The sequence below is a fragment of the Marinicellulosiphila megalodicopiae genome, assembly GCF_045862395.1.
Classification (GTDB): Bacteria; Pseudomonadota; Gammaproteobacteria; order Pseudomonadales; family Natronospirillaceae; genus Marinicellulosiphila; species Marinicellulosiphila megalodicopiae.
In genome coordinates this window covers 915,246-930,362 of sequence record NZ_AP023087.1, presented here as the reverse complement: position 1 = coordinate 930,362, position 15,117 = coordinate 915,246, and the positions used below count along the sequence as shown (strand labels likewise).

Sequence of the window (15,117 nt, the reverse complement as noted above, 5' to 3'; positions counted from 1 at the left end):
TGTCCCATTCCTATTGCGTATATTTAGTTTGTCTTTGCTAGCTAGCGAGCAAAACAAAGACATTCATTTATTATATAAAGGTAAATACCATGAGTAAATCTACATTAGACCAAGCCGCTGCTAAACGAATTCAAAGCGCAGAAGCTAGAAAAAATAATGGCAAAGTATCAAAAGATTCATTTGCAGCTAAAGCTCAATCAATCACAGACAAAAAAAGCTCAAGTCAAAAAGAGCAGAGCCCAAAACCTGATCAAATAAATCAAACCGCTTCGCTTAAAAATGCACCTAGAAAAACTGACAACCCTTCAAATAAAAGCCGAAGCAACGACAAGCCAAAGGTAAATAAATAATTAGACCTAATTTTTGAATATCCTTTGAGGTATTCGATTGATCAATTAACTTTAAAAGGTAACATTATGAATATTTTAATTAACATACAATCAGCAACCCCACCAAATGGTCCAAGTCAAACAGGTAACCCTTCTGGTGGCGGCCGTGGTAATAATCCACCCAAAGGTAAATAATTAACGACAAGCCTAACGAATGTTAGGCTTTTTTACATTCCAATGTATTCTTTTTCATCACATTATCAAAACCATCAAATTTATCTTTATCTAAAATATCTTCTTTCTCTAGCATATATCGAATATAGGAAATTTCATTCATCGTATCCTCTAAAGCGCAAAAACAGATTTTTTCTTTGGCTTGATACTGTGCTTTTGACTGCACCTTCTTGCTTGAGTTAATGCAAGCATTCAACAAATCATACTCTGCTGATATCGAATAACGGTTATCTGTTGCAGCATATTCAATAAAATTACTGCCCGTAAATCCCAAAATAGCGAGTATTGCAGCGATTTTAAAAGGACTCTTCAAATTGAAGCTTTTTGAATTAGCCTTACATTGCGCGCAATAAAAACTCATATCTAATGATTCAGGCACTGACTTTTCACAACCACATAATTTATGTTTTACTTTCTTCTCTGTTACTTCTTTATTATTTTCCATTTTCAACCTTTTAATCCAATCTAAGAGGATAACTCTTTAACCCTTTATCACTACCGTATGTTATGTAAACTTCAACGCTATGCATTTGGTTTAATGTCATATTGTATGTAATCATTTTTTATAAGTGTCTATGTCAAAATAAAGACCTGACCCTCGGCCTTACTGTCCAGCAACTTACTTTGTGAGTATCCATTTAAAACTAATGGCCTGACACTTAACCATGCAAAGTTTTTATGAAGAACATCAGGTTGCATAATTTCATCAAAGAGTTTAATTTTGTCTCGATCACTCATTCTTCCTCCTTTACGCTATGCCTTTTTTCTTTATAACTAACCGATTCAATTTCACTAATTATAACATTTTCCAATTCTAATGAATCTTCTGTAAATGTATCCATATCAATAATTTCATTATTAACTGGATTTATATCTCTTTTCTTCTTTGAAATATGTATATCATTTGGAAAATCATAATCGTACCTTTCAATAATTGAGTATTTAAAATCATTTCTTATTTCGCAAGATCTATTGAAAATCACAATATTTTTATTTGAGTCTTTATCTCTAGAGGAGTTAAAAATTATCCCATCTAATTTTAAATTGGCATGATTACAAAGGTATTCTGAGAGAACTTGTGTTGGTAGATATTCTTTTTCTTCTTTGTTTTTTTCAATTGGTTTGCTGATTTCTTTTATTAGATACTCTAAAAACTTAGCCTTTTGTTGGTTTTTTACATAATCAGGATCAAACATACTGTCATTAATGTAAAACTCACTTAAATCTGATAAATCAATTATTGTTAACTTTCTCAGTAATTTAAACTCCCCCATAATTGTATAACTATCAACGTCTGGTCTAATTTCATTGATGCATGTGCTAGGGTCTAAAGATCCGTAAAATGCTCTAATTCCTGAAAAATTCATTCTACCTAATCCAGTGTTTTTGGGTATACCTAAGGAGTTTGGTAAATCCTCAATTATATCTACAATATCTTTGAAATTAAATTTAGACCTTGCTCTATAAATAGGAGTGGATTTATCGATTATTCTAATAATTGAATTATTACTTTCATTTTTATAATTTTGTATATTATTGAAAAGATCATCCAATATTTCTAACGCAAATTTATTAAAAAACCTTGATTCATTTTCAATAGAGTTTATGTATTTATTCCATGAGAATTTATAGTTATGATCTACAATTTTTTTTTGTTCAAACATAAATTCATCATTTTGATCTTCGTACATATTAAACATACTTAAATCAAAGTGTTCTAAAATCATATTAGTTAATTCGGAATCTTCATCAACTCCTAATAATTCAGAAATAATAAAATCGGCTTCATCACCTTTGCGATACCATTCGCCAATTTTTTGTAAATAATATTCATGCCCTTCTGGATTTTCAGGTGTTAATTGATAGCTTTCACTAAATACCCCTTCAATTTTAGAAACTAATTCATTAAGTGCGATTCCTTTTCCGTCATTCTCACAAATTGCACAGTTATATATTCCTTTTTTGGACTTCAATTTATTAATTAAATATGGGTTTTTAATACACTCTATGCAGATATATAGTTTTTCTTCTTCTATTTTCATTTTAAGCTACATCTAATTCTTGTTTGCCTATTAAGCATTTAGTTTTTATAAACTCCAAAATTGGCCTAAATACTTCAAAAGACTCTTTAGGGAGCTGCGGAACTATGTCTTGGGCAAATGCCGTTTTACTGCCATCAGCTTTGAATTTTATTTGATTACCACCTGCACATGCTTGTTTTTCAAAATATTGATCCGTTTCTTCTAACCCATAAAACATATGCTCTATTTCACAGCATGAGTTACCACCAAAAGTCTCTCCATTAAAATGGTTTTTATATACTTGTTTTTTAATTTCTGCATTTTCTGGAATGGGGATCATTATCGCAAATGAATCACCGTTCACCCATTTCTTAATCAACCCTTTATTCGCGTCCAATTCTATTTCATCTCCATTTATGCCATTCCAAGTATCATATGCTTTGTCAAAATCAAAAAGACCAAACATTGGAAGGCCATTCATCTCGTTAAGAATACGGGCATCTGTTAGTAATTGGACGAGGTAAGTAGAGCTGAATGCATAAAAAGGAATAAACGGCATTTCTTCATCAAATAAATTCAACCAAGCTTGCTTAATAATTAATGGGTCAGTACTACCTTCGGTAAATAACACCGGTTTATTTTCAATTTGAATGGTGTTTAAAACACTTAATATTTGTTCATTTGCTGAGTACTTTATAATATCTGAGCAAAGTTTTTTTACTGCAATATCTTTTGGTATTAAGTATGTATTTACAAACCCATCTGAATTTAAATCAAAATACCTGACTCTTTGATCTATATTTTTAATCAGAGTCACGGCACTATGACTGGTCATCAAGACGTGATTAGTATACTTAGCTTGGTCTGTTATATTCTGAAGCTGTCCAACACATTCAGCTTGCCATTCAGGGTGAAGAAAAGAATCTGGTTCATCCAATAAGGTTATACAGTTTGAGTTTTTGAATATTTCAGTGACTGCAAATAAATAAATGGTTTGAAACTGCCCATCACTAAATGAAGATGAATGAATTTCTTGATCGTTTTTTAAAGTCATGGATATGGATAAAGACTCTAATATTCCCAAGGTTTTTAGATTATCGAAAGCCTTAAAAAATTCTAGAGGTGCAAATCCTGAAAACTCACGCTGAATACTTTCAATTGAAAAGTATAGTTGATAGGTGTCAGTGTCTGATAAGTATCCCTCCGTTCGAAGTCCATTATTTGACTCTTTTAAAGTGCAACCCTCTAATTTTTTAAGAAATGATTTTGACGCGCCCGTAAGTTTCCAATATTCATTAATATCATCATTGCTTTCAATGTTAAATGTGTTTGCGTTGCGCCTACTTGCATATAATGGTCTTTTTAATTTTACTTTTAAGTCATTACCTAAAATTTGTATTCCTAATTTATTCAATATAAATTTCTTCAATTTAGAGTTAGTATCCATTAAAGAAATTACAGTTAAGAAAATATCTTTATAACTTGAATTTATGCCTATAAATTTACGACTTTCATTTATGTCAGCTGATATTATTCTTTTAGAAAAATTTATTTCATATGCATTTAACGTGTTATTTATTATTTCATTCTGGCCTGCATAATAGATTAAAATATTTTCAGGCATGATTGTTTGCCCTAGTGTTGCGCGTTCAACACCGTTGATTAATAATATATTATTTGTAAAATTGTATTGAATAATTACTGCATTTCCATCGATTATATATTCAATCGTATAATCAAAACTTATCTCGTAAGGTACAGTTAGATGCAACTCGTATAAATGGCGAAATATTTCAATTAATGCCTCAATAAAATTCGATTTACCTGATCCATTTTTACCTACAAATATTTCTAAAAAATTGTCAGTTGTAAATTTTAAATTAAAATCTTTTAAATTTTTATAATCACTAATATAAATGGATTTAATACGCAATGTTATTCTCCTAATTTGACAATATAATCTGTCATCTGTACGTTAGTTTTCGAAGAATGGCGTATTATTTCTTTAAGGTTATTACATAGCGCCATAATACCCTCTACTTTAGACATTATCCTTTTTTGCTCTTTATATGGAGGTAAAGCAGTTAGAAGCATTTGAATTTGAGTTCTAGAAACATTTTTCATAGTACTACTTGTGCCGCCTGCGACTTTGGCATAATAGTCTTTAGACCATTGGCTATTGTTAACCATACTGACATAATCTGGTGAAATGTACTGGCTAAATTTAAATCGAATAATTTTATCACTCATCATCAATTGTGCTTCAGTGTTCTCAGGTACAACTACAGATCTAGCGACTAATTCAGGGGTGTTTGCTCTGGATATTAAGAAGTCATTCTTTTTTATTTCATGTTCCGGTCTTGGCTCTAAATGACTTGGAAGTTCTTTATTTTCATTGGGTTGAAAAACCCCCCAAGTAACAGCACTTACTTTTAATACACCCCAATTGTTTCCTTCACGTGGTGACCCATTACATTTAGGGCTCCATCCAGCACCTGACTGTAGTGTTAGATCATCTAAACGACACCACTCCCACCCATCAGGCAATTCAAAAGGCTTTTCATTCTCACTAATCTCAGGCAACGGTTTCTGCTTCTTAATCTTCCCATCTTTAATAAGTTGTTCTTTTTCAATAGCAATACGTTTTAACAATTCACTAGCAGGTTCGTCGTTTGGATCTTGAGGGGTAAGTTTGCCCATTACTGCTAATTGTAAGATGGTTTGTTTTAGGTGGTCGAGGGCGAGTTCGCCTTGTGGGTTTGCACTGAACAGGATGTCGAAATTATCGGCTATGCGGTTCCAGTTTTCTAATAATTCTTCATGACTTTCAACATTCGTTAAGCCATCTAATAACGTTGTGGCTAATATGTTATGGGCGTCGATGTTGTCTTCGGTTTGTTGTTCTAGTTTGTCGCATAACAACATGAGTTCATCGACTTTTTTTACTATTCTGTTTTGTTCTTGTTCTGGAGCAATCGGTATGATTAGCTCCAAATACTTTAATGTAGATATACCGCCAATTATACCTGTCATTGAATTTGAGAATTGAGTATAAAATGTAGGTGTTAATATATTTGTTAATAAATATTTAGGAATAACACCTGAAAAAAGTTCATTGGCAAATAGTTTATTACCGAAATAAATTTTATTCATTGTGATTGCACATTTTTTTCCAGCACTTCCACCTTCAGCACAAATTAGAACAGTACCTTTATTTGCAATTTTAAATTTCGGTTCATTTTCTGGGATATTTACTCCGTTATTATAATTTATTGACTCAAAACCATATCCAATATCCTTGGTACCAATATATGGAAGGCCATTTCCGTTAGAGTATTTCAATTCTTTAACTTGAGCGTTAACACTATTACCGTTGTATATGTTTGCAATATCTTTTAGCCTCACCCACTCCCACCCATCAGGTAAATCAAAAGGCTTCTCATCTTCACTAATCTCAGGCAAAGCCTTAGTCTTCTTAATCTTCCCATCAGCAACCAACTGCGCTTTCTCTACCGAAATCCGTTCCAACAAAATACACGCGGGTTCATCACTTGGATCTTGATCCACTAACTTGCCACGCACGGCCAACTCTAAAATTAGCTCTCTAAGTTTTTTAATCCCATACAAATCAATTTTTTTAGAGCTTCCACGACCTTGGGTAGACTTTTTAATTAATGTAGATGTCCATAAATCCATATTGTCGGTGATTAAATTGTGGGATGTTTTTGTATTTTTACTGCTCATAGTGTTTGCTCGTTGGCTAGCATATTCATGACATTTAATTGTTGATATTGCATTTCTTTGTGTACGTGATTTATATAATTCTTAAATTTTTGTGTGATGTTCTCGAATCCATTTTTGGTTACTGTGTAACCTTGGGCAGTATGCTTTTTCATAAAATTGATTTGGCGTTTGACGTTTATTTTGCCTTCTTTTCGAACTATCAAGGAATCCTTGATGGTTACTTTTTCTTCTAATTCACACTCTCGATAACCTACAGATATGATTACGTCTAGGTTGTAGAGCTTTACAGGTTTGTCTGAATGAGCAATGTGCATATTTTGCACATTGCTTTTTTCTTCTAACTCACCTTCTTTGAATATATTACCAATATGACGAGTAATGACGGTTCGATCTCGACCAAATAACTCAGCCATTTGCTCTTGGCGCAACCAGACTGTGTCTTGTTTTAAAATAACTTCAACTTCGCCGTTTTTACTTTCAAAAATCACAACATCATTTTTTGTATTTTCTTTATTCTTTTCTGTCATGTTATTTACCAGTAAGCGCGTCGGATAAAATGGATTTTAACTGGTCACGTAATGTTTGAATGTCTTGTTGTTGTTTGTTGAAGTCAGCCAATAATTGTTCAGGATCGTGTATTTCTGTTTCTTCTACATGTGGATTTTTTATGTCGAGGTTGTAGTTGCGCTCAATAATTTCGTCGATGCTAACTTGCCATGCTTGGGTATTGGCTTCACGATTTTTACGTTTTGTTTTTGCACCAATACTTTTGCCTTCGCCCCACCACTTTACGCAGTCGTCAAAGTCTTCTAATTTCATCGGTTTGGTTTTGTTAAATGCTTTTACGTCGTTAGGTAACGGCACTTCGTAATACCAAATATTTTTTGTGGGTGTGCCTTTTTCAAAAAATAATATATTGGTTTTAATGCTTGTATAAGGGGCGAAAACTGAATTAGGTAGGCGCACTAATGTGTGTAAGTTACATTCGTCTAATAACATTTTTTTGATTTTGGTTTTTACGCCTTCACCAAATAATGTACCGTCGGGTAACACCACAGCGGCACGGCCTTTTTTATTTAATACTTCTACTATGTATTGTAAAAATAAATCGGCTGTTTCGCGGGTTTGCATTTCGGACGGGAAATTTTTTTCGATGCCGTCTTCTTCGGTGCCACCAAAGGGTGGATTGGAAACGACTACGTCGACCATGTCGTTGTCATCTAAACTAGACAGCGGTTTGTTTAATGTATTGCCGTGGCGAATTTGTTTGGGTACTTCGATGCCGTGTAACATCATATTGGTGACACACAATAAATGCGGCAGTTGTTTTTTTTCTACACCGCGCACCGATTGTTGTAATTGAAATTCGCCGTCGGTGTCTTTGACTTGTTCGCGTAGCGTATCAACCGTGCAGGCTAAAAATCCGCCCGTACCACAGGCAGGGTCCATTACGGATTCGCCTAGTTTTGGGTTGATCATTTGTACTATAAAACGGGTAACGGCACGCGGTGTATAAAACTCGCCAGCGTTACCTGCGCTTTGTAAGTCTTTTAATATTTGTTCGTATAAATCACCAAACAAATGGCGCTCTTGTGAATTGGTAAAATCAATCTCGTTTAATTTATTTATTATTTGGCGTAACAGCGTGCCGTTTTTCATATAGTTGAAGGCATCGCTGAATGCTTCTTTTACGACGTAACCGCGTGGGTTGGTTGTTAATGGCGCGGTTAAATTTTTTAAACCTGGTATTAAATCGGCGTTTACAAATTCTAATAACTCGTCGCCTGTGATGCCTTCTTTATCTTCTGCCCAGTTGCTCCATAAGTATTTTTTTGGAATGGGGGTTTTGTAATTGTCTTGCTCAAATTCTAATTCTTGTTCTTGTGCGTCAAATATTTTTAAAAATAATAACCACGACAACTGACCTAAACGCTGTGCGTCGCCATCGACCCCTGCGTCTTTACGCATGATGTCTTGAATGGATTTTATTACGGATGAAATGGACATATTTTTCTCTTTAATTGTTATAAATTTGTGTGTATTTAAATGGGTAAACGATGGTTATAACTCACAGCCTTCGGACAAAATATCGACGTACTGTTTGTAGATATATTTACGGTTTCGTTTGCCTTTGCTAATTTGTTCAATAATGCCAAGTTGTTCGGCAATGTTGATTAATTTTGTGGCGGTGCCTCTGGATTTACCAATGTGTTTTTCAATGTCGCTGACTTGTACGATGGGTTGTTGTAATAAAAATCGTATGACGTTCACCCCTTCGCTGCCTGCGCCTTGGGCGATCATTTTGTCTGTGTCGTCGCGTTCTATTTTTTGTACTTGTTTGGTGGTTTCTACCACCATGTGCGACACCGCTTCGATGCCCTCTAGAAAGAACGCAATCCATTTTTCGTAACTGCCTTCAACTCTTACTTGTTGTAGGCGGTCATAATATTCTTGTTGTCTGATTTTTAAGTATGCACTTAGGTACAAAACCGGTTGCTCTAGTATGTTTTGACTCACTAAATACAGGGTGATTAATAATCGACCTACGCGCCCATTGCCGTCGTTAAATGGATGCAATGTTTCAAATTGATAATGGATTAATGCGCATTGAATTAATGGCGGTAATTGAGGCGAATCATTTAGGTATTTTTCAAACTGGCCTAAGTATTCTAATAACTCGGTAGCTGGTGGCGGTACGTAACGTGCGTTACTGGGTTTGCTTCCGCCTATCCAGTTTTGCATGGTGCGAAATTCACCTGGGGTTAAATTGGCCATACCGCCGCGCACGTCTTGCATAAGTATTTCGTGCATTTCTTTGATGATGCGTAAACACAAAGGCATGTCGTCTTTTTTTAATCGGTTTAATCCGTGGCGCGCGGCTTTTACATAATTTAAAACTTCGCCTACATCTTTTGTGGGTTCGTTTTGTTCTTCTGCGCCCAGTACGTCAACTAATGAGCTTTGTGTGCCTTCAATTTGCGAGCTTAACAACGCTTCTTTTTGAATCAACATGCCTGTTAATAACTCGGGGTTAGGCAACACACTTAACACCATGTTTAAAGCGCCTACGGCTCTGTCGGCTTGTGATAGCTGTAACTGCAAAGCTTCACTTAACTCAATTGAAGGTTCTGGTGGTAGATGACTGGGGAAAAAAGCGGTGTAACCTGCCGATACCTTTCTGAAGCTCCCACTTCTTGTTTGATTGTTTTGTGACATATACTGACCTAAGCACCATTCAAATATCAAAAAAATAACATATAGAGCAAATCAACAACTCCATATGTCATAAAATTAACGCATGGTACATTTATAACCACGCTTAAGTCAAAATTTAACTATTCAGCCCAATCCGAAACTGTTTAGATTGCGTTCAAATTTGTGCTGAGCAAGGCGAAAAATGTGAGTTTACAAGTGTAAATACTCAGTACATCCTGTACTTCGCCTTTCAGGCCGACTATCCGTCGTTAAAGTTTGTTCCTGACAAACTTTTGATCATTTTTCAACGCAGAACAGTGCAAATTTTAGCGTGAGTTGGATAGTTACTCAAAATTAACCTGTTTTATCTTGGCTATATAAAGCTTGCTCTAAATCGCTGATGGCGTCGTCGTATTGTTGTTTACCGCCAAATGCTTGCTTGACGATTTCAAGTGGGCGTCCCATCTCTCTAAATGGGGTCACTTTTAATACGTTGTTTGATTCGATTTCTTGTACGCCAACGTCTGCGTATTTTTCTAATAAATTATTTAAAACATGCTGAGCTTGTTCTGAATATTTAGAAAAGTAATTACGCTTTTTAACGTTGTCGGCACGCTCACGACGAGTTAATGCAGGTTGATCAAAAGCTACGTGGCAAATTAAATCAAAGGGATCGAGCTCTTTACTGACGTCATCTTCTAGTGCTTTCCAGATAACACCTTGGTTTTCTAATTCTTTAATGATGGCTTGTTTACGATCTGCAGATTGCCAGTTTTTAACAAAGTCATCTAATGATGCGTATTGCTTTTTGATGCAACCTTTGGTGTAGTCTTTAAATGATTCGGTGACTAACTTTCCGTCGGTGTCATAGTATTGAACACGCTCGGCTATTTTATTAACTTGAATGCCTGATACTCGATATTTTACCCAACGACTCTCTTCATTGGTTTCATCGGTGCTTCCACCAATTGGATCGCTTGAAATTAGAATATCGTCTGTTTTTTGAGTGTCTTGCTCATCAGAATCAACAGACTGTATTTCATCTAACGCGTCATCAAAATCTGTGTTTTCGGTGTCAATCACATCTTCTGGATCGACAACTAATACTTGCTCAGGAATCCCATCAAAACGCTCATCGGCAAATAATTCAGTGGCTTTTTTAAAATCTAAAATGGTGAACCACAATTTATTGTATCGATCATCAATACGCGTACCCCGACCTATAATTTGTTTAAATTTAGTCATGGATTGTATGTTTTGATCTAACACGACTAACTTACAGGTTTTGGCATCTACACCTGTTGTCATTAATTCTGATGTTGTGGCAATGACTGGGTAAGCTTTTTTGGGATTAATAAAATTATCTAATTGCGCTTTGCCTAATTCGTCGTCGCCTGTAATTTTCATTACATACTTTTCGTTTTTTTGTACTTGCTCTGGATTTAAATTCACTAACTCTCGACGCATACGTTCGGCGTGATCGATGTCATTACAAAACACAATGGTTTTTGCCATTGGGTCTGTACGTTTTAAATACGCGGTAATGGTTTTTGCTACCAAATGTGTTCGTTCATCAATCACCATGGTGCGATCAAAATCTTTTTGGTTATAGATACGATCAACAATTTCTTCGCCGTTTTTATCAATCATACCTTTGGTTGGGCGCCAGCCTTGTAAATCAATATCTAAATCAACACGCACGACTTTATAAGGCGCTAAAAATCCGTCTTCGATGCCTTCTTTTAATGAGTAGGTATAAACAGGTTTGCCAAAATAATCGATATTGGATACTTCGTCTGTCTCTTTGGGTGTAGCGGTTAAACCAATTTGCGAGGCAGATGAAAAATATTCTAAAATTTCACGCCACGCACTGTCTTCACTGGCACTTCCTCTATGACACTCATCAATTATAATTAAATCAAAAAAATCACGATCAACTTGTTTAAATGCTTTTTGATATTCTTCAGGGCCAGTTAAAGCTTGGTATAAAGCTAAATGAATTTCATAAGCAGGATCAACAGTACGACCCGTGATTTTTGTCATGGCGGTGCCAAAAGGTTGGAAGTCATTATTTTTAGTTTGATCCACTAAAATATTTCGATCCGCCAAAAATAAAATACGTTTTTTAGCGCGAGACTTCCATAATCGCCAAATGATTTGAAATGCTGTGTATGTTTTACCTGTGCCAGTTGCCATTACCAACAATGCGCGATTCTGGCCTGAACTGATTGCTTCAATGGTTTTATTAATGGCTTGAAGTTGATAATAACGCGGCGCTTTGCCTGAACCGTCATCATAATAATTTTGTGTAATTATTGGCAATTGTTGCTGGGTATAACCTTTATACACACAATATTTTTGCCAAAGGGTTTGAGGCGACGGGAACTCGTCTAAAGTAATCTCACGCTCAATAGGCTCACCTTTTAACGCGGTTTTATCATGAAAAATAAAGCCGTCTCCATTCGATGAAAATACAAATGGGACATCTAATAAACGCGCATAATCTAATGCTTGCTGAATGCCTTTACCCATCTCGTGTTTATTCGCTTTTGCTTCAATCACCGCCAAAGGCATATTAGGCTTATGATAAAGCACAATATCTGCAGACTTTACAGTTTGGCGCATACCAATTTGACCGCGCACAATCACCTTACCGTCACGCAAAGACACTTCTTGCCTGATTTGATTCATAGAGTCCCAACCTGAGGATTCGACCGAAGGCATGATGAATTTAGAAATGATGTCCGATTCAGAAAGCTGTTTTTTATCCATTTTAATAAAGCCGCAAGATCATGTAAAAAGTGCGTCGACTATATCATATATGTGGATTTGATGAAGTATTGGTGAAAGCTTGATTTTGTTGCTGGTGATAGTTGCGTGTAAGAGGACTAATTGTAATCTCGCAAACTTTAAAAAATCCTAAAAACATCCACTTTTTCAGCAAAAAATATCAGTGTCGGGCCCAAAATTCCACACCGACACAACAAGGACAACAAGGACAACAAGGACAACAAGGACAACAAGGACAACAAGGACACACTCTTTAGAGTATTAATTTAGATATGATATTTAGCTTAAAACTCGAATTGATTTAATTTTGTAAATTTGGACTGGAATGCAGAAATGGCACTGCTTCGTATTATTGGCCATTGAAATTAAATGCTAAGGCTTATTTCTTTTAGGAGTTTGCTTACTCACGGATTTGAGTAAGCTTTTTTAATTATTGAATACTGATTAATCACGCGCCAATTCATGTAACGGCAGGCTGGATTTTATATCAGGCATTCCTTCAAGAAAAACCACGTTGGGTTGGAAATTTTTATAAGCGAGAAATATGTATTCATTCCAATAATTAGTGCTTAAACCATATTTCATGATTTCATTATAAGACGCAACACTTTGTTTTTGTTTAGTGTTTTTCATATTTCTTTCAAAAAAATCTAACCAATTTTTTTCGACTTGATGATCGTCTTGATTCTGATTTCCAAGTACATAAGGGGTGGTAAAAACAACACTGTAATCAATATGATCAAATAACGCTGGGAAAATTCGAGCCAGCCAAATTTCACCTGATCGACCATTATAACCTGAAGGGCAAATTACTTTGATTTCTTTATTGGTGACTAATTCTTTTAAATTAATGAACTTGCCTGATTGTCCTAAATGTTTATAAATCCCCATTGATGATGATTGCATTTTCTCAAAAATATCAATATAGCTGTTATCGGCATTGATAAATTTACAAAAATCCGTAGCGACGGTGCATAACGTTTCTTTTTTTGCCCCCTGTGTACTTAAGTCAAACGCACCCCAGCATGTAAAATAAGATTTTGTGATGGGGCTACTAGGTGGCCCTGATGGTAAATATTCATCAACGGCATGAGCGTAGGGGGCTGTTAATTTTTCAAGTGATGGAAATTGACCAACTTGCTCAATGAGTACAGAAAGTTGGTTTTGGGCATACATATACAAGGCATGCAATGGATCTAAATCGCTTAGTTGTTTTTCGCTGACGATGCTTTTTTGATATTGCTCTGCAGTAAACTTCCCTTCTTGCCATTGTTGGATGTGGGTAATTTTGTTTTTTAATTGTGTTGCTGCTGATTCAATCAACTTTCGTGCAATTGGGCCTCGGCCTGTAAATCGCTTTTGTACTTTTTTATTTTTTTTCATAATTTTATTTTATACCAGATATGCAGAAATTGATGGATTAGGTAAGAGTTGGGTAAGGATTGAGTAAATGCCGTGATTATACTTTTTATGCTCCACAACGTAAATATTGGGTAGCTGCTCATGACAAATTTAAAAGAGACACTCATTTAAATTTATAAGATATTTCTAGAGCTTATCAACCCTACTTCCAAATTAGAAGCTTGATGTATTTTTAAGAAAATCCAAACACCCACCCTTAAACATTTTTAATTAATAGCCTTTAATATCAAGGCTTTTAGTGAGTTGTAAAAATTAAATTTGTCCGAAAATCGATGGCCTTTTTCGGACAGGATTGTAATTGTTAATCAAAATAAAATGTTGAGCTAGCAACTAACCCAATTAACAAACATTCAACTTCAAAGAAATTACTATTTCTTAAAACTATGAATTTCACACTCAGACTCATTTGGCCAAACTTGTTGTTTATCCACACCATAGTTTGAGCAGGTGGCCAAACTATAATGTGGCACACACTTAACCAGCAACAAACTCAAATCCTATGTTTACATCACCAGATTACTGTATATACTTACATCAATGTATATACTCACAGTCTTTTGGAGCTTTTATGATCAAACTTACTACTCGTCAACAGCAGGTTTTGGATTTAATTAAATCCAGTATTGAAGAAACCGGTTTTCCTCCTACTCGCGCTGAGCTTGCGACGACTTTAGGTTTTAAGTCTCCTAATGCCGCAGAGGAACACATTAAAGCCCTTGCGCGTAAGGGAGCAATTGAGATTTTACCGGGCGCTAGCCGTGGTATTAAGATTGTTGAAAAAGATAAAGGCTTGCCGATTGTTGGTAGTGTGGCAGCAGGTTCGCCTATTCTGGCCACTGAGCATATTGATGAGTATTTGAATTTGCCCGGTAATATGTTTTACCCAAGCGCCGATTACTTGTTGCGTGTACAGGGTATGAGCATGAAAGATATTGGCATTTATGAAGATGATTTGATTGGTGTACATAAAACCGATCGCATTCGAAATGGTGATATTGTGATTGCGCGTATTGATGAAGATGTAACGGTTAAGCGCTACGAACGTAAGGGCAATGTGATATATCTGCACCCAGAAAACGAAGAGTTTAATGTGATTGAAGTGGATACAACTTCTTGCCATTTTGAAGTGGAAGGGGTGTATGTAGGCGTTATCAGACGCCAAGTCTAACCAGATCACACCAAACTTTGCACATTACTGCGTTTAAAAAATGATTAAAAACTTGTCTGGAACAAGCTTTAACGACGAATAGTCGGCCCTCAAGGCGAAACATAGGATGTGCTGAGTATTTACACTTAAACTCACATTTTTTAGCCTTGCCCTGTACAAAGTTTGGCGCAAGCTGAATTGGTGGAGATACTAAGTATTTACAGACTACTTAACT

The 15,117-nt window shown here is 35.5% G+C and carries 11 protein-coding genes; 2 read left to right on the top strand and 9 right to left on the bottom strand.

Going from position 1 to position 15,117, the window contains the following annotated elements:
- The first annotated feature begins 89 nt into the window (after positions 1-89).
- The gene (locus TYM08_RS03885; protein ID WP_422381660.1) at positions 90-350 is read left to right on the top strand and encodes a hypothetical protein; all 261 of its coding nucleotides are present in this window, start codon (positions 90-92) and stop codon (positions 348-350) included.
- A 196-nt stretch (positions 351-546) separates the two neighbouring features.
- On the opposite strand, the gene TYM08_RS03880 is transcribed toward TYM08_RS03885, so the two are convergent.
- From TYM08_RS03880 to TYM08_RS03840, 9 genes are all read right to left on the bottom strand, one after another.
- Entirely contained in the window at positions 547-1,008 is a 462-nt protein-coding gene (locus TYM08_RS03880) for a hypothetical protein (RefSeq protein ID WP_422381659.1), read from the bottom strand.
- Between the two features lie 289 nt (positions 1,009-1,297).
- Entirely contained in the window at positions 1,298-2,605 is a 1,308-nt protein-coding gene (locus tag TYM08_RS03875; protein WP_422381658.1) for an RES family NAD+ phosphorylase, read from the bottom strand.
- Position 2,606: 1 nt separating this feature from the next.
- Complete coding sequence (locus tag TYM08_RS03870) at positions 2,607-4,517, bottom strand: ATP-dependent nuclease (protein WP_422381657.1); 1,911 nt, start codon at positions 4,515-4,517, stop codon at positions 2,607-2,609.
- A gap of 2 nt (positions 4,518-4,519) precedes the next feature.
- On the bottom strand, positions 4,520-6,328 hold the full coding sequence (locus TYM08_RS03865; RefSeq protein ID WP_422381656.1) for a restriction endonuclease subunit S: 1,809 nt from the start codon (positions 6,326-6,328) through the stop codon (positions 4,520-4,522).
- A complete protein-coding gene (locus TYM08_RS03860; protein WP_422381655.1) occupies positions 6,325-6,855 on the bottom strand; it encodes a hypothetical protein in 531 nt (176 codons plus the stop codon). The genes TYM08_RS03865 and TYM08_RS03860 overlap by 4 nt, the downstream gene beginning before the upstream one ends.
- A 1-nt stretch (position 6,856) precedes the next feature.
- Positions 6,857-8,335, bottom strand: a complete 1,479-nt coding sequence (locus TYM08_RS03855) for an N-6 DNA methylase (protein ID WP_422381654.1) — start codon at positions 8,333-8,335, stop codon at positions 6,857-6,859.
- A 54-nt stretch (positions 8,336-8,389) separates the two neighbouring features.
- Positions 8,390-9,544, bottom strand: coding sequence for a Fic family protein (locus tag TYM08_RS03850; RefSeq protein ID WP_422381653.1), 1,155 nt, complete (start codon positions 9,542-9,544; stop codon positions 8,390-8,392).
- A gap of 333 nt (positions 9,545-9,877) precedes the next feature.
- A complete protein-coding gene (hsdR, locus tag TYM08_RS03845) occupies positions 9,878-12,295 on the bottom strand; it encodes an EcoAI/FtnUII family type I restriction enzme subunit R (RefSeq protein ID WP_422381652.1) in 2,418 nt (805 codons plus the stop codon).
- A gap of 462 nt (positions 12,296-12,757) precedes the next feature.
- Entirely contained in the window at positions 12,758-13,696 is a 939-nt protein-coding gene (locus tag TYM08_RS03840) for a hypothetical protein (protein WP_422381651.1), read from the bottom strand.
- Between the two features lie 607 nt (positions 13,697-14,303).
- Here TYM08_RS03840 and lexA point away from each other — a divergent pair.
- Positions 14,304-14,903, top strand: a complete 600-nt coding sequence (gene lexA / locus TYM08_RS03835; RefSeq protein WP_422381650.1) for a transcriptional repressor LexA — start codon at positions 14,304-14,306, stop codon at positions 14,901-14,903.
- The last annotated feature ends 214 nt before the right edge of the window (positions 14,904-15,117 follow it).